The organism is Actinosynnema sp. NPDC023794 (genome assembly GCF_040639675.1).
Taxonomy (GTDB): domain Bacteria; phylum Actinomycetota; class Actinomycetes; order Mycobacteriales; family Pseudonocardiaceae; genus Actinosynnema; species Actinosynnema luteola.
Genome location: NZ_JBFAFR010000048.1, coordinates 1 through 20,481, shown reverse-complemented (window position 1 = coordinate 20,481; position 20,481 = coordinate 1). Strand labels below are relative to the sequence as shown.

Annotated in this window: 12 protein-coding genes; 11 read left to right on the top strand and 1 reads right to left on the bottom strand. The window is 74.2% G+C overall.

Features of this window, described 5'->3' with window-relative positions:
- Position 1 precedes the first annotated feature (1 nt).
- The gene (locus tag AB0H12_RS42555; RefSeq protein WP_499631622.1) at positions 2-1,285 is read right to left on the bottom strand and encodes a condensation domain-containing protein; all 1,284 of its coding nucleotides are present in this window, start codon (positions 1,283-1,285) and stop codon (positions 2-4) included.
- 186 nt (positions 1,286-1,471) lie between these two features.
- Here AB0H12_RS42555 and AB0H12_RS42550 point away from each other — a divergent pair, with 186 nt between their 5' ends.
- The 11 genes from AB0H12_RS42550 to AB0H12_RS42500 all read left to right on the top strand — a co-directional run.
- Positions 1,472-1,780, top strand: coding sequence for a Dabb family protein (locus AB0H12_RS42550; protein WP_499631619.1), 309 nt, complete (start codon positions 1,472-1,474; stop codon positions 1,778-1,780).
- A 24-nt stretch (positions 1,781-1,804) separates the two neighbouring features.
- Positions 1,805-3,199, top strand: coding sequence for a phenylacetate--CoA ligase family protein (locus AB0H12_RS42545; protein ID WP_499631617.1), 1,395 nt, complete (start codon positions 1,805-1,807; stop codon positions 3,197-3,199).
- Positions 3,196-4,134 (top strand): aminotransferase class IV, encoded by a 939-nt coding sequence (locus AB0H12_RS42540; RefSeq protein WP_499631614.1) that lies wholly within the window; start codon positions 3,196-3,198, stop codon positions 4,132-4,134. Before AB0H12_RS42545 ends, AB0H12_RS42540 begins: the two co-directional genes overlap by 4 nt.
- 70 nt (positions 4,135-4,204) lie before the next feature.
- Positions 4,205-4,852: a type 2 periplasmic-binding domain-containing protein gene (locus AB0H12_RS42535; RefSeq protein ID WP_499631611.1), complete on the top strand. Its 648-nt coding sequence runs from the start codon at positions 4,205-4,207 to the stop codon at positions 4,850-4,852.
- An 11-nt stretch (positions 4,853-4,863) separates the two neighbouring features.
- Positions 4,864-5,865 (top strand): ornithine cyclodeaminase family protein, encoded by a 1,002-nt coding sequence (locus AB0H12_RS42530; RefSeq protein ID WP_499631608.1) that lies wholly within the window; start codon positions 4,864-4,866, stop codon positions 5,863-5,865.
- A 2-nt stretch (positions 5,866-5,867) separates the two neighbouring features.
- Entirely contained in the window at positions 5,868-6,167 is a 300-nt protein-coding gene (locus AB0H12_RS42525; RefSeq protein WP_499631606.1) for a DUF1330 domain-containing protein, read from the top strand.
- Positions 6,167-8,221 carry an aminotransferase class I/II-fold pyridoxal phosphate-dependent enzyme gene (locus tag AB0H12_RS42520; RefSeq protein ID WP_499631603.1) on the top strand — a complete coding sequence of 685 codons (2,055 nt, stop codon included), beginning with the start codon at positions 6,167-6,169 and terminating at the stop codon, positions 8,219-8,221. Before AB0H12_RS42525 ends, AB0H12_RS42520 begins: the two co-directional genes overlap by 1 nt.
- 45 nt (positions 8,222-8,266) lie before the next feature.
- Positions 8,267-9,850, top strand: a complete 1,584-nt coding sequence (locus AB0H12_RS42515) for a tryptophan halogenase family protein (RefSeq protein WP_499631600.1) — start codon at positions 8,267-8,269, stop codon at positions 9,848-9,850.
- A 47-nt stretch (positions 9,851-9,897) separates the two neighbouring features.
- A complete protein-coding gene (locus AB0H12_RS42510; RefSeq protein WP_499631597.1) occupies positions 9,898-10,353 on the top strand; it encodes a flavin reductase family protein in 456 nt (151 codons plus the stop codon).
- 49 nt (positions 10,354-10,402) lie between these two features.
- Positions 10,403-11,401, top strand: coding sequence for a TauD/TfdA family dioxygenase (locus tag AB0H12_RS42505; protein ID WP_499631594.1), 999 nt, complete (start codon positions 10,403-10,405; stop codon positions 11,399-11,401).
- The coding region (locus AB0H12_RS42500) for an amino acid adenylation domain-containing protein (protein ID WP_499631592.1) at positions 11,394-20,481 on the top strand (9,088 nt) is incomplete at its 3' end. The genes AB0H12_RS42505 and AB0H12_RS42500, both read left to right, overlap by 8 nt.

Genomic DNA, 20,481 nt, shown 5'->3' with positions numbered 1-20,481 from the left:
GTCACCCCGCCTGTCGGGTGGCCGCCCGGCCGCCCGTCGTCACGTCGTCCAGCACCTGCCGCAGCCGGTCCAGGTAGGCGTCGGCGTCCCCGGTGTCGGCCGCGGTGACGTCGAGGTCGAGCCGGGGGCCGGCCCGGTCGGTGAAGGTCAGGTGGACGTCGCCGGTCAGGCCGCCGCGCAGGGGCCGGGACCGCCAGCGCCGCCCGCCGAGTCGGTGGCCGGGCCCGTCCCGCACGACGTCGACCACCGGCGCCACCGCGGTGCCGACCGGGCCCGGCAACCCCGCCTCCCGCACCGCGTCCTCACCGCAGTACCGCTGGTGCGGCAGGCCGTCGGCGAGCGCCGCGGTCACCGCGGCACACGTCTCCTCCACACCGCGATCCACCCTGAGCCGCAACGGCACGACGTTGCCCATCGGGCCGGCCAGCAGCCTGCTCGCCGCCTCGGCTCGACAGGTCACCGGCAAGCCCAGCAGGACGTCCCGTTCTCCGGTGACTGCCCGCGCCGCGACCGCCGACACGGCCACGAGCAGGCGCCGCAGCGGGACGCCGAGCCGGTGCGCGAGCCGATGCGAGCCGATCGCGACGTGTGGCGGCAGCGTGATGCGGTGCCTGCCGGGTGTCCCGACGTTCCGGGCCGGGCGGGCGGGCGGGCCGTCGAGCAGCGAGCGCCAGTAGGCGCGGTCCCGGTCGCGTTGCGCGGAGGCGCGGTACGCCACGTCCAGGGCGACCAGCTCCCGCAGCGCGCCCGTCCCGGTCGGCTGGCGGCAGTCGTGCCGACCGAGGGTCCGGTAGGCGTCGACGACGTGCCGCTCGACCAGCGCCGCGCCGAACGCGTCGAGCGCGATGGGGTGGTACTCGGCGTACCAGTACGACAAACCGGGCACGACCTGCAGCACGACGTGGTGGAAGGTCCGGCCCGGCGGCAGCGGGAGCGTCGCGGCGTCGGCCAGCCAGTCGTCGGCGGCACGCACGGGATCGTCCTCTTCGCCCAGGTCGACCGAACTCGGCGCGACGGGTGTGCGTGGGCCGACGAACTGGACGGGTCCGTCCACGCCGTCCACCACGCGCACGTGTAATGCCTCGGTCCGCGCGACCACTTCCCGCAAAGCGGTCTCGAAATGCACCCGGTCGGTCGGTCCTCGCATTTCGACGCAGCGGGCGACCTTTCCGGTCGAGAAATCACCTCCGGTCGCGCCGGCAAGTCGGACGCGGCGCTGCGCGGCGGTCAGCGGGAGGGTGACGTGGCGCTGTGCCGGCACATCAACCTCCTCGTCGTGGCCCATTCGCGGTGACGATGCCCATCGTCGCCAACAGCCGCACAGCGCACCGCACAGCCGACCGCATAGCCGTCCGAAAAGAGGTCGAATCGTCTTGACCCGACGAATCCGGACTTGTTCGATAGCGATGTCGCCACATTCTCCGGCACTCGATTCGAGAGGTCGGTTTCACGCTTTGCGAGGTGGTCCGCCGTGATACGGCACATCGTGCTGTTCAAGCTCAAGCCCGGCTATTCGTGGGACGACGACGAGGTCCGGGCCGCCGAGCGGACGGCTCGCGAGGTCGGCGATCAGGTCGAGGACCTGGTGGAGTGGCGCGCCGGTCGCAACGTGTCCGACCGCGACATCGCCTACGACTTCGCCGTCATCGGGCTGGTGCACGACCAGGACGCGCTGCGCCGCTACCTCGACCACCCGTTCCACCGGGATTCGGTGCGCCGGTGGCGGGTCATCAGCGACTGGGTCGTCGTCGACCTGGAGGAACCAGCGCCCGTCCGGTAGTCGCCCACCCACCTGGAGCACTTGATGTTCACCGCCTTGCGCCCCGAACTCGCCGAGCTGACCCGGCTGCTGCACCAGTGGCACGTGGACTTCGTCGCGGGCTGGTGGGACGACGACGCCCTGTCCCGCCACCAGGAGGACCGGCTGCGCGCCACCGTGGAGTACGTGCGCGAGCGGTCGCCGTTCTACCGCGAGCACCTGCGCGGCTTCGCCGACGAGCCGGTGGAGCGGCTGCCGTTCACCACCAAGGACGACCTGCGCCGCGCCGGTTTCGACCTGCCCGCGAGGCCGGTGTCCGACGCCTGGGTGTTCTACGAGACCACCGGCACCACCGGCGCCGTCGTGCCCTGCCCGCGGGACAACGTGGACAGCCTGCACAACAACACCGTGCTGACGGTCTACTACGACGCGGTGTTCCGCCGGTTCGGCGGGAACCAGGTGATCGGGGTCTGCGGTCCGAGCGAGCTGCACGCGACCGGCGACACGTTCGGCGACGTGTGCCGCAACCTCGGCCTCGCGGTGGCGAAGATGTGGCCGCACTCGCCGGTGGTCGGCTTCGACCGGGCCGTCGAGGTGCTCCGGGCGTTGCCGGTGACGGGCCTGTTCTGCACGCCGGGCATGGCGCTCGCGCTGGTGCGCGCGGTGCGCGCGGCAGGGCTCGACCCGCGCCGTGACCTCGCCGTCGACGTGCTGATGCTGACCGGCGAGCTGGCGTCGCCGAGCCTGCTGGCCAACATCGGCGGGCTGTGGGCCGCCGAGGCGCACAACGCGCTGTACGCCTCGCAGGAGGCGTCGGTGCTCGGCGCCGTCTGCGCGGACGGCACGCTGCGCACCGCGCCGCTGATCAACCACTACGAGGTCGTCGACCCGGCCACCGCCCGGCTGGTCCGGCCGGACGCGCGGGGCGTCCGCCACGGTGAGCTGGTCGTCACGAACCTGTACCAGGGCGCGAAACCGCTCGTCCGGTACCGGACCGGCGACCTGGTGCGGATGTACCCCGCCCGACGCGGCGAGGTCGTGCCCGCGCCACGGCTGGAGGTGCTGGGCCGGACCCGCGACCGCATCCGGCTCAACGGCCACGTGGTCACCGGGTACGACCTGGAGGACCTGCTGCTCGACGGCGTCACCGGCTTCCTGGACTACCAGGTCGTGCTGGAGCACGTGGCGGGCGAGGACCGGATCACGCTGGTGCTGCGGGACGGGCCGGCGCCGGGCGACCCCGCGCTGCGCCGCGTGGCCGACCGCTGCCGCGACGAGCTGTCCACGGGGCTGGAGGTCGTGGCGGGGGATCCCGGTGCGATCACGGGCACCGGCGCGATGGTGAGCTGGAAGGCCGCCCGGGTGGTGGACCGGCGTGAGTCGGGGGTCGGCGACGAGACGCGTGCGGCGCGCCTGATCGCGGCGCGGCGGACGTCGTGACCGCGCCGCGGCCGGGGCGTTGGGCGTACCACGGCGGCGCGATCGTGCCGCTGGACGAGGCCACCGTGCCGCTGAACACCCAGGCGTTGCACTACGGCACGGGCGTGTTCGAGGGCATCCGCGCACGCCCCGCCGGTGGCCGTGAGCTTGTCCTGTTCCGGGCGCAGGACCACTACGAACGGCTGTTGCGGTCGTGCGGGGTGCTGCGCATCGAACCGCGCGTGACGGCCGGGGAGCTGATCGACATCACCGCGGACCTGCTGGGTCGTGAGGACGAACCCGCGGACTGGTACGTGCGGCCGGTCGCCTACAAGCGGTCGCTGCGGCCCGGCACGCCGCCGGGCGTGGGGCTCGCGGGCATCTCGGACGGGCTGTCGATCCTGATCACGCGCCTCGGCCCGTACCGGCCCGCGGCGGGTGTGCGGTGCGCGATCAGCTCGTGGCGCCGTCCCGGCCGCGCGGAGATCCCGGTGGGGGCCAAGGTGACCGGCGGCTACGTGAACTCCGCGCTCGCCACCGACGAGGCCAGGGCGGCAGGCTGCGACGAGGCGATCATGCTCAACGCCCGCGGCGAGGTGGCCGAGGCGGGCACGTCGAACGTGTTCGCGGTACGCGGCGGCAGGCTGACGACACCGCCCGCCGACGCCGGGATCCTGCTGGGCATCACCCGCGACACCGTGCTCGTGCTGGCCGCCGAGCTCGGCATACCGGCGGTGGAGGAGGACCTGGCGCCGTCGGACCTGCTGACCGCCGACGAGGTGTTCCTGACCGGCACCGGCCTCGGGATCGCCCCCGTCGTCGAGATCGCGGGACGACCGATCGGCGGTCCGGAGTCCGGCGCGGTCACCGAGGCGCTGGCCACCCGCTACGACCGGGTGGTGCGGGGCGACGAGCCACCGCACACCGGCTGGATCACCAGGATCGGGCCGCGATGAACGGCATCCGTCGGCCTGCGAGGCCCGCCCGGCCGATCCGCCGGGCTGGAGCACGAGGAGAGCGATCACCGTGGAAGCGCTCGGCTGGATCACCATCGACACCGCACATCGCCGGCCGGTCACCATCGGCACCCTGGGCCCGGCGGGCACGAGCAGCGAGCAGGCGGCGGGCCTGGCCTCACGGCGGCTCGCCGCGGCGGACGACCACCCGCGGTTGCGGCTGTTCGACACCTACGAGGAGGCGGCGGGCGCGTTGCGGTCCGGTGAGGTCAGCCACTTCGTCGTCGCGAACGCGTACAAGTCGGTCAACGAGTTCTACATGGACACCCGCATCGCGCTGGCGGAGGTGTTCGTTATGGACACACCGGAGTACGGGCTGGCGGTGCCGGACGACGGCCGCGAGGTGCCCGCACGCCCGGTCATCGCGAGCCACCCCTCCCCGGTGCCCCTGATCATGCAACTGCTGCCGGACCGGTACACGGCGGGCGAGATAAAGGTCATGTCCTCGACCAGCCTGGCCGCACGCGCCGCCGTGGACGGCGCCACCGACCTGGCCCTGACCACCGAGACCGCCGCGCGGCTCCACGGACTGCGGTTCATCTCGCGGACCAGACCGATCCGGATGCTCTGGTCGGTGTTCGTGGCCGAGCGGCCCGCCGGGCCTGCCACCGGGAAGTCCGCCCCCGAGCGCGGGCCGTCCGTCCACCCCCGACCGTGAGAGGAGGCAACGTGCTGGTGCTCGACAGCGCCGCGGTCCGCGAGGCGTACCCGATGGACCTCGCCATCCCGCTGATGGCTGAGGTGATGCGGCGGTACAGCGGTGGGGCCGTGACGCAGCCCCTGCGGACCGTCGTCGTGCCCCCGCCGGGCGGTGAAGTGTTCGCGTCGATGCCCTGCCACGTGGCCGGCGACACCGACGCGGGATTCGGGTTGAAGGCCGTCGCCCTCAAGCCGGGCAACCCGGCCAAGGGGTTGCCCTCCGTGGTCGGCGTGGTCGTGGTGTTCGACCCGGACACCGGTTACCCGGCCGCGCTGCTCGACGGCGCGGCGGTCACGGCGATCCGCACCGCCGCCGTGTCGGCGGTCGCCACCGGCGCCCTGGCCGCCCCGGACGCCGGCGACCTCGCGATCCTCGGCTCCGGCGTTCAGGCACGCAGCCACCTGGAGGCGATGGCCCTCGTGCGTGACCTGCGGCGGGTCCGGGTGTGGAGTCGCACCGCGCGGCACGCCGAGGAGTTCCGCGAGCTGGCCGCGTCCACAGTGGACGTGCCGGTCGAGGTGGCGACCACGGTCGCGGACGCCCTGACCGGCGCCGACCTGGTCTGCACCACGCTGCCGTGCCGGGAGCCGGTGGTCCGCGCGGCGGACCTCGCCCCCGGCGCGCACGTCAACGCGATCGGCGCGTCCGTCCGGGGCCACCGCGAGCTGGAGTCGGACGCCGTGGCGCGGTGCTCGGTCTTCGTCGACAGCCGCCAATCGGCCGCCGTCGAGGCGGACGACCTCCTGATCCCCTCCACCGAAGGCCTGATCGGGGCCGACCACGTGCTCGCCGAGCTGGGCGAGGTGCTGCTGGGCCGGCACCCCGGCCGCCGCGACCCCGCGGAGATCACGCTCTACAAGTCGCTCGGCCTCGCCGCCCAGGACATCGCCTCGGGCTTCCACGTGGCCGCCGCGGCCACCGCGCGCGGCCTCGGCACCAGGGTCGCCTTCGGCCCTCGGACGGGGGAGTGAGCGTGCCGACCTTCCTGATCGGGAACGTCACGAGCGTCGCGGACCCCGAGTCGATGGCCCGCTACCGGGCCGAGGTGCTGCGCACGCTCCACCTGCACGGCGGCCGGTTCGCCATCCGCGGCGGCCGGTTCGACGTGCTGGAGGGGGACTGGTGGCCGACGCACCTGTCGGTCATGGAGTTCCCGTCCGCCGAGCACGCCCGCCGCTGGTACGCCTCGCCCGAGTACCGGGCGATCGTGCCGCTGCGGGAGGGCTCCGACATGCAGCTGGTCTTGGTCGAGGGAACCGGGGGCGACGGGTGATGGACGACGACGGCGCGCTGCGCCTGCACTGCAACGAAAGCCCGTACGGGCCACCGCCGGAGGCGCTGAAGGCGGCAGCCGTCGAGGTCGACGGCCGGTCCGGGACCTACCCCGACAACGAGGCGCTCGACGTGCGCCAGTCGGTGGCCGAGCACTTCGGCGTCGGCGTCGACATGGTCGAGGTCGGCAACGGCGCCGACGAGCTGCTGCTGCTGACCACCCTGGCGCTGACCCGCCCCGGCGACGCGGTGCTGGTCACCGAGACGACCTTCCCGGGCTACGTCAGCGCCTGCCGGGTGGCCGACGCGACACCGCGGACCGTGCCGCTGCGCGACCTGCGCCTCGACGTGCCCGCGCTCCTCGACGCGCTCGCGGACGTCCCGGTGCTCGCCTACGTGTGCAACCCCCACAACCCGACCGGCACCGTGCTCGACCCCGCCGACGTGGAGCGGATCATCGCCACCGCCGAGGCGGCCGGGGTGGTCGCGGTGTTCGACGAGGCGTACATGGAGTTCGCCGGACCGGCCTACGAGCACGCTGTGGCCGCGGTCGCGGCGGGCAGGCGGCTGCTGGTCCTGCGCACGTTCTCCAAGGCGTGGGGCCTGGCGGGGCTGCGGCTCGGGTGCGTCCTCGGCCCGCCGGACCTGATCGGCCGGCTGCGACACACGCGCCGCGCGGTGCCGTTCAGCGTGAACCGGCCGGCACAGGCGGCGGTCGTCGCCGCCCTGGGCCACCGCGGCTTCGTGGACGAGGTCCGCCGGCGGACCGCCGAGGCCCGTGCCCGGCTCTGCGCCGGCTTGACCGAGCTGGGCGTCGGGCACGTCGCGTCCGCGACGAACTTCGTGCTGGTCCGCACCGGCGGCGACAGCACGCACATCGCGGACCGCCTCGCCGCCGAGCACGGCGTGCTGGTCCGGGACCTGGCCGTGTTCGGCCTGCCCGGTCACCTGCGGGTCACCGTGGGCACGCCGGCGCAGGTGGACGCGTTCTGCGCGGCCCTGCGCGACGTGCTGCCGCGGCCCCACGCGCTGACGGTCGGGCTGGGCGCACCGCCGGACGTGACCGTGCCGACCCTCGACGCGCCGACGCTGCCCGACCTGTTCAACGGCTACGTCGGCACGCAGGTCGCGTTCGCGCTCAGCGAGCTGGGCGTGTGGGAGGAGCTGGCCGCCGGCAGCCGGTCGGTCGCCGCGCTGGCCGACCGCGGCGCCACGAGCCCCACCAGGCTCCGCCCGCTGCTGCGCACGGCCGCCCTGCTCGGGTACGTCGAGCTGGTCGGCGAGACCGCCACGCTGACCGCGGCGGGCCGCGACCTGGTGCGGCACCTCGGGTTCATCGTCTGGGGTGTCGGCGGGTACGGCTCGATGCTGCTCGAACTGGCCGGCCTGGCCACCGGGAAGGTCGCGTTCGGGCGGGAGGTCCGCCGCGACGAGGACCGCGTGGCCGCGGGCTCCGGCATGGCGGGCCGGACGCTGATGCGGCCGGTGGAGGAGGAAGTCCTCGCCGGGCTGGAGTTCGCCTCCGTGGCGGACATCGGCTGCGGTGACGGCTCGCGGCTGGTGCGGCTGTGCGGCGCGGACCCAGGCCGACGGGGCGTCGGCATCGACATCAGCGCCGACGCGTGCGCCGCCGCGACCGGGCGTGTGCGTGCCGCCGGGCTCGCCGACCGGGTCGAGATCGTGCACGACGACGTGCTCCGGCAGGCCGACGGCCGGGTGTTCCCCGGCGTCGACCTGGTGACCAGCTTCCTGATGATGCACGACCTCTTCGCCGCCACCGGCGACCCGGCGGGCGTCATGGTGTCGCTGCGCGAGGCGTTCCCCGACGCGCGCCGCTTCCTGATCGCCGACACCGTCGGCCAGGACTGGGACCGGCACCGGGGCCCGTTGCCCGCCTTCTCGCTGGAGTTCGAGCTGGTGCACGCCTTCATGGACACCCCGATCCTCGGCCGGGACACCTACGAGCGCGCCTTCGCCGACGCCGACCTGCGCGTCGAGCGCCGCGTGCCGTTCGGCTCGCCGTCCACCTGGCTCTACGCGCTGACCACGGCGTGACACATCCGCTGCACGAGGGCCGTCGTGCCCGGGGGAGGTAGGAAAGTGCTCAACAACGTAGTGATCGTCGGTGGCGGCACGTCGGGGTGGATGACCGCCTCGTACCTGCGCGCTGCCTTCGGCGACCGGGTCTCGGTGACGCTCGTGGAGTCCGCCCGGGTCGGCACGATCGGCGTCGGCGAGGCGACCTTCAGCACGGTCCGGCACTTCTTCGAGTTCCTCGGCCTGGACGAGCGGGAGTGGATGCCCGCCTGCCACGCCACCTACAAGCTGGGCATCCGGTTCGAGAACTGGCGCGAGCCGGGACACCACTTCTACCACCCGTTCGAGCGCATCCGGGTGGTCGACGGCTTCCCGCTCACCGACTGGTGGTTGCGGCAGCAGCCGTCCGAGCGGTTCGACGAGGACTGCTTCCTGATCGCCTCCCTGTGCGAGGCCAAGAGCTCGCCCCGCTACCTCGACGGGACGTTGTTCGAGCAGGAGTTCGCCGAACGCGGGGACGGGCGGACCTACCGCACCACGCTGGCCGAGCAGAACACCCAGTTCCCGTACGCCTACCACTTCGACGCCTCGCTGCTCGCCGACTACCTGACCCGCTACGCCACCGCGCGCGGCGTGCGGCACGTGGTGGACGACGTGGTCGACATCACCCTGGACGAACGCGGCTGGATCAGCCACGTCCTCACCAAGGAACACGGCCCGATCGAGGGTGACCTGTTCATCGACTGCACCGGTTTCCGGGGGCTGCTGCTCAACCAGGCCCTGGGCGTGCCGTTCCAGTCCTACCAGGACACCCTGCCCAACGACCGCGCGGTCGCGTTGCGCGTCCCGGTGGACATGGAGGAACGCGGCCTCCGGCCGTGCACCACGGCGACGGCGATGGACGCCGGCTGGATCTGGACCATCCCCCTGTTCGGCCGGATCGGCACCGGGTACGTGTACGCGTCGGACTACTGCGAACCCGAGGAGGCCGAGGCGGCGCTGCGCGGGTTCGTCGGACCGGCGGCCGAGGACCTGGAGGCCAACCACATCCGGATGCGGATCGGCCGCAGCGCCGAGTCGTGGGTCGCGAACTGCGTCGCGATCGGTCTGTCCAGCGGGTTCGTGGAGCCCTTGGAGTCCACCGGGATCTTCTTCATCCAGCACGCGATCGAGCAGCTGGTCAAGCACTTCCCGGCGGAGGGCTGGGACGAGGGGCAGCGGGCCTCGTACAACCGGGTCGTCGGCCGGTGCATGGACGGCGTCCGCGAGTTCCTGGTGCTCCACTACCACGCCGCCGCCCGCACGGACAACCGGTACTGGCGCGACGCCAAGACCCGGGCGCTCCCGGACGGGTTGGCGGAGCGGCTGGAGCAGTGGCGGACCAGGCTGCCCGACACCGAGACGATCTTCCCGCACTACCACGGGTTCGAGCCGTACTCCTACATCTGCATGCTGCTCGGGCTCGGCGGCCTGCCGACCCGGTCCGCGCCCGCGCTCGGCCTGTTCGACGAGACCGCCGCGGCCAAGGAGTTCGCCCGAGTGCGCGACCAGGCGCGGTACCTGGTCGACCGGCTCCCCTCGCAGTACGGGTACTTCGCCGAGCTGCAGGGCTTGCGGCCGGAACCGGCGCCGGGCGGGCCGCGGTGACCCGTGCCGCGGCGGAACCCGTCGACGAGCGGGGTTTCCGGTCGTTGATGAGCGCGTTCCCGACCGGGGTCGCGGTGGTCACCGCGCTGGGTCCGGGACGGCAGCCGCGGGGCATGACGTGCTCGTCGCTGTGCTCGGTCGCCGTCGCGCCGCCGACGCTGCTGGTGTGCCTGCGTGCCGGCAGCCCGACGCTGGCCGCGGTGGAGGACGGCGCCGCGTTCGCGGTGAACCTGCTGCACGGCGGTGCGCGGCACGTGGCCGAGCTGTTCGCGTCCGGCGCGCCGGGCCGGTTCGAGCGGGTCCCGTGGCAGGTGGGACCGGACGCGGGCGGGCCGCACCTGGCCGAGCACGCGCACGCCATCGCCGACTGCGAGGTGCGGCGCCTGCTCCACGCGGGTGACCACGCCGTGGTGTTCGGCGAGGTGCGGCGGGTGTCGACCACCGCGGCGGAACCGCCGTTGCTGTACGGCCTGCGCCGCTACGCCACCTGGCCCGACCAGTGAGCCGGGTGCTCGCACGGGAGACCGCACGACAGTGAGAACTGGGGTTGTCATGGCAGAGGATTCTTCGTCGTTCGTGCTCGACCTGGCCGAGCGGGCCGAGCTCGACGCCATCGCGGAGCTGGTCGGCGCGGGCCCGTCCCGGTTGCTCGACGACCCGCGCTTCGTCGACCTGGCCCGCGACCTGTCGTGCCGGCTGCCGGAGCGGTTGAGCGGGCGGCTGCGCCGGTTCCGGCACGACGCGGGACCGGACGGCATGCTGTTGCTGGGGAACCTGCCCGTGCGACCGGACGAACTGCCGGACACGCCGCGAGTGGCCGAGTCCGCGCAGCGCGATGTGACGGTGCCCGCCGCGGCCTTGGTGCTGATCGCGCTCCAGCTCGGCGAGGCGGTCGCGTTCCGGCAGGAGAAGGGCGGCGCGCTGGTCCAGGACGTCGTCCCGGTGCCGGGCCGGGAGGAGTTCCAGGGCAACGCGGGCTCGGTCGCGCTCACGATGCACGTGGAGAACGCGTTCCACGACCACCGACCGGACCACGTGGCGCTGCTGTGCCTGCGCAACGACCACGACGACGTGGCGGGCCTGAAGATCGCGTCCGTCCGCCGGGCGCTGCCGCTGCTGTCCACGCCGGACCGGTCGGTGCTGGCCGCACCGAGGTTCGTCACCGAGCCGCCGGGGTCGTTCGGAGGTGTGCGACACGCTCCCGTGCCGCACCCCGTCCTCGGCGGCGCCCACGACGACCCCGACATCCGGGTGGACTTCCTCAGCACCCGCCCGCTGGACGAGGCGGCGGAGCGGGCCATGGCACGGCTCGGCGCGGCGCTGGCGGAGGTGTGCGAGACCGTGGTGCTGGCACCCGGCGACCTCGCGATCGTGGACAACCGCCTCGCGCTGCACGGGCGCACGCCGTTCACGCCGCGCTACGACGGCCGTGACCGTTGGCTGCAACGGGTTTTCGTGCACCTCGACCACCGCAGGTCGCGGGCGCTGCGGCCGGGCAACGGCCAGGTGCTGGAGGCCGTCGGGACCGACCTGGGTGGCGCACGTGGGTGAGGCCACGGTGGTCGACCTGTTCGAGCGGCAGGTCCTGCGATCCGGTGACGACGTCGCGGTGGCGCACGGCCCGGTGGAGGTCGGGTACCGCGAGCTGGACCGCCGCTCGGCCCGGCTGGCCGGCGCGCTCGCCGCGCACGGCGTCGGTCCCGAGCGCGTGGTGCTGGTGTGCCTGCCGCGCTCCGTCGACCTGGTCGTGACGCTGCTGGCGGTGTGGCGGGCGGGCGGCGTGTACGCGCCGGTGGACCCCGCCGTGCCGGCCGACCGGCTCGCGCTGCTGGTCCGCGACGCCCGGCCCGCGCTGGTGGTGACCGACCAGCCGGAGCGGTTCGCCGGGACACCCGTGCTGGACCCGTCGGCGACGGGCGAGGCCGATCCGGCCGGGCCGTTGCGGCACAACGCCGCCTACCTCGTCTACACCTCCGGCTCGACCGGTCGGCCGAAGGGCGTCGTGGTCGAGCACGCCGCGCTGCTGCGGTCGGCCACCGCGCACGTCGAACGGCTGCGGCTCGGTCCGGGTTGCCGGGTCGTGCAGTACGTCTCACCCGGCTTCGACGCGGCCATCGCCGACCAGGCGATGGCGCTGCTGTCCGGCGCCACGCTCGTCCTGCCCGCCGCGTCCGGCTACCCGCTCGGGTCCGAGCTGGTCACCCTGCTCGCGGACAACGGCATCACGCACGCGCAGCTGCCGCCCGCCGCGCTCGGCAGCGTGCCCGTGGTGGACCTGCCCGCGCTGCGCACCGTGGTGATCGGCGGCGACCGCTGCCCGGTGGAGGTGGCCGCACGCTGGTCCGCGGGCCGGGAGTTCGTCAACGTCTACGGCCAGACCGAGACCGCCATCGCGGTCACCGCCAGCGCACCGCTGGTCGACCCGCGGCCCCCGCTGCCGGTCGGCACGCCGTTCCCCGACAGCGCCGTGCAGGCCCTGGACGCCTCGCTGCGCCCGGTCGAGGAGGGCACGCCCGGCGAGCTGTACGTGACCGGGGCCCAGCTCGGCCGCGGTTACCTGCACAGCCCGGCGCTGACCGCGCAGCGGTTCGTGGCCAGCCCCTTCGGTGAGCCGGGCGCCCGCATGTACCGCTCCGGCGACCTGGGCCGGTGGCGTCCCGACGGCGAGCTGGAGTTCCTCGGCCGCACCGACGACCAGCTCAAGGTCCGCGGCCACCGGATCGAGCCGGGCGAGGTCGAGGCCGCGCTGGTCGACCACCCGGTGGTCGCCGGCGCCGCGGTCGTGGCCCGCAACGCGCCGGACGCACAGCTCGTCGCGTACGTCGTCGTGGACGACTCCGACCGCGACGAGTCCACCGCCGAGGCCCAGGTGGACGAGTGGCGCGGCATCTACGACGCGCACTACCGCCAGGCCGCTCCCGCGCCGCTCGGCGAGGACTTCACCGGCTGGCACAGCAGCTACGACGGCGAGCCGCTGCCGGTCGAGCAGATGCGGGAGTGGCGGCGGGCCACCGTGGACCGGATCGCCGAGCTGGGGCCGCGCCACGTGCTGGAGATCGGCGTGGGCAGCGGACTGCTGCTCGCCGAGCTCGCGCCCCGGTGCGAGACCTACTGGGCGACGGACTTCTCCGCGGCGGCCGTCGCACGGCTGCGGGCCGCGCTGCCCGACGACACGAACGTCGAGCTGCGCGTCCAGGCCGCGGAAGTGGTCGACGGGCTGCCGCGCGGGCTGTTCGACACCGTGGTGCTCAACTCGGTCGCCCAGTACTTCCCGCACGTCGACCACCTCGCCGAGGTGGTGCGGCGGGCCATGGGGCTGCTCGTGCCGGGTGGTGCGATGGTCATCGGCGACCTCCGCAACCTGGCCCTGCGCCGGGTGTTCCACACCGCCGTGCGGCTCGGCCGGCTCGACGGCGACGAGGCGGCGCTGCGCCGGTCGATCGAACGCGCCGTGCTGCTGGACAAGGAGCTGCTGGTCGCGCCGGAGTTCTTCAGCGCGCTGCGCGACCACGTGCCCGACATCGCCGGTGTCGACGTGCGGCTCAAGCGCGGCGCGCACCACAACGAGCTGACCCGCCACCGGTACGACGTCGTGCTGCACAAGGGGCCCGCCGACCGGCTGCGGTCGCTGGCGTCCGTGCCGACCGTGCCGTGGGGCGGTGACCTGGACGAGGTGGCCCGGCGGCTGTCGGCGGGCGCGCCGGGCGGCCTGCGCGTCACCGGTCTGCCCAACGCCAGGTTGGCGGGTGAGGTGGCCGCCGCGCGGGAGCTGCGCCGCGACCTGCTCGACGTGTGCGGCGGCGTCGATCCCGAGGACGTGCACGTGCTCGGCGAGCGGCTGGGCTACCGGGTCGCCACCACGTGGCGCGGCGCCGCCGAGTTCGACGCGGTCTTCCACCCGCCGGGCGACGAGCGGCCGGTGGACACGCACCTGCCCGCGGGCGTGCCGGACCGGCGGCTCGCCGCGCACACCAGCGAACCGTCGTTCTCGCGGCGGGCGGGCGAGGTCGTCGCCTCGATCCGGGAGCACCTGGTGAACGTGCTGCCGGAGTACATGGTCCCGGGCGCGATCGTGGTCGTGGACGAGTTCCCGGTGACCCGCAACGGCAAGGTCGACCGGGACGCGCTGCCCGCGCCGGACCCGGCGGCCTGGTCCGAGGGCGGCGCGCCGCGCACGCCGACCGAGGAGATCCTGTGCGGCCTGTTCGGCGAGGTGCTGGGGGTGTCGTCGGTCGGGGTCGCCGACTCGTTCCTCCGGCTGGGCGGGCACTCGCTGATGGCCGTGCGGCTGATCAGCCGGGTCCGCTCGGTGTTCGGCGTCGAGCTGCCGATGCGAGCGGTGTTCGAGACGCCGACGGTGGCCGGTCTCGCGGCCCGGCTGGCCGGTGCGGGGCAGGCGCGCCCCGCGGTGCGGGCCATGCCGCGGCCACCGCGACCACCCCTGTCCTACGCCCAGCGGCGGCTGTGGTTCCTCAACCGGCTGGAGCACGCCAGCCTGGCCTACAACGTGCCGCTGGCCGTGCGGCTGTCCGGGCCGCTCGACGTGCCGGCGCTGCGCGCGGCGCTGGCCGACGTGACGGCGCGGCACGAGGTGCTGCGCACGACCTACCCGGAGGTCGACGGCACACCCGTCCAGCTCGTCCACGCCCCGGCGCCGGTCGACCTGCCCGTGGTGGCGCTGCCGCCGGCCCGGCTCGACACGCGGCTCGCCGCGGAGGCGTCCACCGGCTTCGACCTGACCGTCGACCTGCCGTTCCGCGCTCGGCTGTTCGAGCTCGGCCCGGACGAGCACGTGCTGTTGCTGGTGATGCACCACATCGCGGGCGACGGCTGGTCCACGGCGCCGCTCAGCCGCGACCTGTCCACCGCCTACGACGCCCGGCGGCACGGCGGCGCGCCCACTTGGCCGCCGTTGGAGGTGCAGTACGCCGACTACGCCCTGTGGCAGCAGGAGGTGCTGGGCGCCGAGGACGACCCGGACAGCCCCATCGCCCGGCAGCTCGCCCACTGGACCGAGGAGCTCGCCGGGCTGCCGGCGCGGATCGACCTGCCCGTCGACCGGCCGTCGACCGCGACACCCGGCTACCGCGGCGCGCGGGAGCACTTCCAGCTCCCCGCGGACCTGCACCGCGACCTCGTCGCGCTCGCCCGGCAGCGCGGGGCCAGCCTGTTCATGGTGGCGCAGGCGGGTTTGGCGATCCTGCTGACCAGGCTCGGCGCGGGCACCGACATCCCGTTGGGCGGCGCGTCCGCCGGCCGCGCCGACGACGGGCTGGACGAGCTGATCGGCTTCTTCGTCAACACCCTGGTGCTGCGCACCGACACCTCGGGCGACCCGACGGTGGCCGAGCTGCTCGACCGGGTGCGCGACCGCGGCCTGGCCGCCTTCGCCAACCAGGACGTCCCGTTCGAGCGGCTGGTCGAGGTGCTCAACCCGGACCGCTCACTGGCCCGCAACCCGCTGTTCCAGGTGATGCTCGCGTTCCAGAACCACGTCGAGGCCGTGCCGGAGCTGTCGGGTGTGGACAGTCGCGTGCTGCCGGTCGAGGCCGACGCGACGAAGTTCGACCTGCTGTTCTCGCTGACCGAGCGGTACGCGCCGGACGGGGCGCCGCTGGGCGTGGACGGCTTCGTGGAGTACAGCACCGACCTGTTCGACGCCGGCACGGCCGCCCGGCTCGGGCGTCGGTGGCTGCGGGTGCTGACCGCGATGGCGGCCGACCCCGACGGCCGGATCGGTCGCGTCGACGTGCTGGAGGACGACGAGCGCGGGCACGTCATCGGCGGCGACACCACGCACGACGTCCCGTCCGCCACGGTCGCCGAGCTGTTCCGGCGGCAGGTCGCCCGCACGCCGGACGCGGTGGCGGTGGTGCGCGGCGACGACGTGCTGACCTACGCCGAGCTGGACCGCCGGGCCGACCGGCTCGCACGCGTGCTGGCGGGCCGCGGGGTGACGCCGGAGCGGGCGGTGGCGGTGTGCCTGCCCCGGTCGGTCGACCTCGTGGTCGCGGTGTGGGCGGTGTGGCTGGCCGGTGGCGTGTACGTGCCGCTGGACCCCGACCACCCGCAGGAGCGGATCGCCCGCCTCGTCGCCGACACCGACCCGGCCGTGGTGATCACCGACCTCGCCGACCTGACCGGTCCGACCGGCGTGCCGGTGCCGGCCCGACCGGCCAACGCCGCGTACGTGATCTACACGTCCGGCTCGACCGGCCGCCCGAAGGGCGTCGTGATCGACCACGCGGCCCTGGTCAACTACGCGTGGTGGTGCCGGTCCGCCTACCCGGCCACCGCGCGGACCGCGCTGCTGCACTCGCCGGTGGTCTTCGACCTGACGATGACCGCCCTGGTCACCCCGCTGCTGTCCGGCGGTTCCGTGCGGGTCGCGGGCCTTCCCGACCCGGGCGAGCGGCCCGCGTTCGTCAAGGCGACGCCCAGCCACGTGCCGGTGCTGACCTCCCTGCCGCCGGACCGCTCGCCGACCCACGAGCTGGTGCTGGGCGGCGAGCCGCTGCCGGGCGCCGTGCTGCAACGGTGGCGGGACGCGCACCCCGGGGTGACCGTGCTCAACGAGTACGGGCCGACCGAGACCACGGTCGGGTGCAGCGTCTGGCGGATCGAGCCCGGACAACCGATCCCGACCGGGGTGCTGCCGATCGGCGACCCCGTCTGGAACACCCGGTTCCAGGTGCTCGACGCCATGCTGCGGCCGACACCGCCCGGCGTGACCGGTGAGCTGTACGTCGGTGGCGCGCAGCTCGCCCGCGGCTACCTCGACCGACCCGACGTCACCGCGGCGCGGTTCGTCGCCGACCCGTCCGGCCCGCCCGGCAGCCGCCTGTACCGGACCGGTGACCTGGTCCGCCGGACCACCGCCGGTGAGCTGGAGTTCGTGTCGCGCGCCGACGACCAGGTCAAGGTCCGCGGGTTCCGGATCGAGCTCGGCGAGGTCGAGGCGGTGCTCGCCGAGTCGGCCGCGATCGCCGGCGTGGCCGTGGTGGTGCGGGAGGACGTGCCGGGCGACCGGCGGCTCGTCGCCTACCTGGTCGGCGCCGGGCCGGTGGACGTCGCCCGCGTCCGCGACCACGCCGCCCGGCTGCTGCCGGACTACATGGTCCCGACCGGGTACGTCGTGCTGGACGAGCTCCCGCTGACCCCGAACGGCAAGCTGGACCGCGCCGCCCTGCCCGCGCCGGTCGAGGCACGACCGGGCGAACGACCGGGCACCGAGCGCGAACGCATCCTGTGCGGCTTGTTCGCCGAAGTCCTCGGGATCGAGGACGTGGGGCCGCACGACTCGTTCTTCGGCCTCGGTGGGCACTCGCTGCTGGCCACCCGGCTGATCGCGGGCATCCGCCGCCTCCTCGCGGTGGACCTGCCCATCCGCGCGCTGTTCGAGCACCCGACGCCCACCGCGCTCGCCGACCGGGTGGCCGAGGCCGCGCTCGGCGGCGACCGACCGAGGCCGGTGCTCGCCGCCGGGCCGCGGCCGGAGCACGTGCCGCTGTCGTTCGCGCAACAGCGGCTGTGGGCGTTGGGCCGGATGGCCGGCTCGACTGCCGCCTACCACCTGCCGCTGGCCCTGAGGCTGTCCGGCGAACTGGACGCTTCCGCGCTGGCGTCGGCGTTGGCCGACGTGGTCGAGCGCCACGAGGTGTTGCGCACGACCTTCCCGGACGTGGACGGCAGCCCTCACCAGCACGTGCTCGACCCCGTCGCTCCGGATCTGTCGGTGACGGCGCTCGCCGAGGCCGACCTGCCCGCGGCGCTCGCCGCGGCCACCGCCGAGGGCTTCGACCTCGCCGCCCGGCCGCCGTTGCGCGCGCACCTGTTCGCGTTGTCGCCCACCGACCACGTGTTGCTGCTGGTGATGCACCACATCGTGGTCGACGGCGCGTCGACGGGACCGTTGACGCGCGACCTCTTCGAGGCCTACCGGGCCCGGCTCGCCGGCGCCACGCCGCGGTGGCCCGCCCTGCCGGTGCGGTACGCGGACTACACGCGGTGGCAACGGGACCTGCTCGGGCAGGAGGACGACGAGGCGAGCCCGCTGGCCCGGCAGCTGGAGTACTGGACCGGGCAGTTGGCCGGGCTGCCGGAGGAGATCCGGCTGCCCGTCGACCGGCCGCGCCCGGCGGAGCCGACGCTCGGCGGCGCGGTCGTCCCGGTGGAGATCGACCCCGGGCTGCACGCGGAGCTGGTCCGGTTCGCGCGGGCCGGCAACGCCACGGTGTTCATGGTGCTCCAGGCGGCGATGGCGGTGCTGCTGTCCCGGATGGGCGCGGGCCGGGACGTCCCGCTCGGCGTCGCCGTCGGCGGCCGGGACGACGAGTCCCTGCGCGACCTGGTCGGGTTCTTCGTCAACACGCTGGTGCTGCGGGTGGACACCGGCGGCGACCCGACCGCGGCCGAGCTGCTGCGCCGGGTCCGGGAGGTGGCCGTCGACGGGTTCGCGCACCAGGACGTGCCGTTCGAGCGGGTCGTGGAGGCGGTCAACCCGGTTCGCCGGGTCGGGGTGAACCCGCTGTTCCAGGTCATGCTCGGCTTCGAGACCGCGGCCGGGCGGCACGTCGGGCCGCCGGGGCTGCGGGTCCGACCGGTCGAGGTGGCCGCGCAGGTCACCAAGTTCGACCTGTGGCTCACCGTGGACGAGCACCGGACCGGGGTGAGCGGCGTGCTCGGCTACAGCACGGACCTGTTCGACCGCGGCACGGTCGAGCTGCTCGTGCACCGCCTGCTGCGCGTGCTGCGCGCCATGGCGACCGAGCCGGGGAGCCGGGTCGACCGCATCGACGTGCTGTCGGAGGACGAACGCCACCGGGTGCTCACCGGGTGGAACGACTCGGCGGGCGACGTGCCGTGGCGGCACGTGGTCGAGGGGATCGAGGCGCGTGCCGCCCGCTGCCCGGACGCGGTCGCGCTCGAACACGACGGGACCGCGCTGACCTACCAGGACCTGAACGGGCGCGCGAACCGGTTGGCGCGCCTGCTCATCGCGCACGGCGTCGGCCCGGAGCGGCTCGTCGCCGTCGTGCTGCCCCGCTCGGCCGGCCTGGTGGTGGCGCTGCTCGCGGTGCTCAAGGCGGGCGGCGCGTACGTGCCGGTGGACCCGGACTACCCGGCCGAGCGGATCGCGCTCGTGCTCGCCGACGCACGGCCGGCCGTCGTGGTCGGCGACCGGCCCAGGCCCGAGGCGCCCGGCATGATCGTGCTCGGTGACGCGGCCGTCGAGGCCGAGCTGGCGGCGCACCGGGCCGACGACGTGACCGATGGCGAGCGGCGGTCGCCCCTGCTGCCGTCCCACCCGGTCTACGTGGTCTACACGTCCGGCTCGACCGGACGGCCGAAGGGCGTCGTGGTCACGCACGCCGGGCTGGCCAACATGGTTGCCGACCAGGTGCGCCGGTTCGACCTCGGACCCGGCACGCGGATGCTCCAGCACCTCTCCGCGGGTTTCGACGTCGCGGTGCTCGACTGGTGCCCGGTGCTGCTCACCGGTGGCACGGTCGTGCTCGCACCGCCCGGCCCGCTCGCCGGCGACGCACTGGCCGACCTGCTCGCGCAGCGGCGGATCACCCAGGTGATGATCCCGTGCTCGGTGCTCGCGAGCGTGCCGGTGCGCGACCTGCCGGAGCTGCGCGGGCTGATGACCGGCGCCGAGGTGTGCTCGGCCGAGCTGGTCGCCCGCTGGTCGACGGGAAGGCACCTGGTCAACGCCTACGGTCCGACGGAGACGACCGTCGCGGCGACCGTGACCGGGCCGCTGACCCACGACGGCACGGCGCCGCCGATCGGCAGGCCGGTGCTCAACACGCGCGTGCACGTCCTGGACACCGCGCTCAACCCGGTGCCGCCAGGTGTCGTCGGCGAGTTGCACGTCGCGGGCGTCCAACTGGCCCGGGGCTACCTCAACCGCCCGGACCTCACCGCCGAGCGGTTCGTCGCGAACCCGTGGGGTGGCCCGGGGGAACGGCTCTACCGCACCGGCGATCTGGCCCGGTGGCGGGCCGACGGCCAAGTGGAGTACCTGGGGCGCGCCGACGACCAGCTCAAGGTCCGCGGGTTCCGCATCGAGCCCGGTGAGGTCGAGGCCGCCCTGGTGGGCGGTCCGGACGTGCGGCAGGCGGCCGTGACGGCCAACCGGACCCCGACTGGCGCCCATCACCTCGTCGCCTACCTGGTGCCCGAGCCGGGTCACGACGTCCGCACCGACGACGTCCGGCGACGCGTCGCCGCGGCACTGCCGGAGCACATGGTGCCCGCGGTGTTCGTGGTGTTGGACGAGTTGCCGTTGACGGACAACGGAAAGCTGGACCGACGCGCCCTGCCCGAACCCCGGTTCACCACCGCGTCCGTCGCTCCTCGTTCTCGGGTGGAGGGGGTGTTGGCTGGTTTGTTCGGTGAGTTGTTGGGTGTGGGTTCGGTGGGTGTGGAGGATGATTTTTTCGCGTTGGGTGGGGACAGTATTTTGTCGATTCAGTTGGTGGGTCGTGCTCGTCGGTTGGGTGTGGTGTTTTCGGCGCGTGATGTGTTTCGTCGGGGGACTGTGGCGGGTTTGGCGGCGGTGGCGGGTTCTGGTCCGGTCGGGGTTGTTGGTGCCGGTGCCGGTGCCGGTGCCGGTGCCGGTG

Coding starts and splice junctions, on each gene's coding strand:
- AB0H12_RS42555 (WP_499631622.1), bottom strand. CDS start 1,285: ATGGGCCACGACGAGGAGGTTGATGTGCCGGCACAGCGCCACGTCACC.
- AB0H12_RS42545 (WP_499631617.1), top strand. CDS start 1,805: ATGTTCACCGCCTTGCGCCCCGAACTCGCCGAGCTGACCCGGCTGCTG.
- AB0H12_RS42520 (WP_499631603.1), top strand. CDS start 6,167: ATGGACGACGACGGCGCGCTGCGCCTGCACTGCAACGAAAGCCCGTAC.
- AB0H12_RS42510 (WP_499631597.1), top strand. CDS start 9,898: ATGAGCGCGTTCCCGACCGGGGTCGCGGTGGTCACCGCGCTGGGTCCG.
- AB0H12_RS42505 (WP_499631594.1), top strand. CDS start 10,403: ATGGCAGAGGATTCTTCGTCGTTCGTGCTCGACCTGGCCGAGCGGGCC.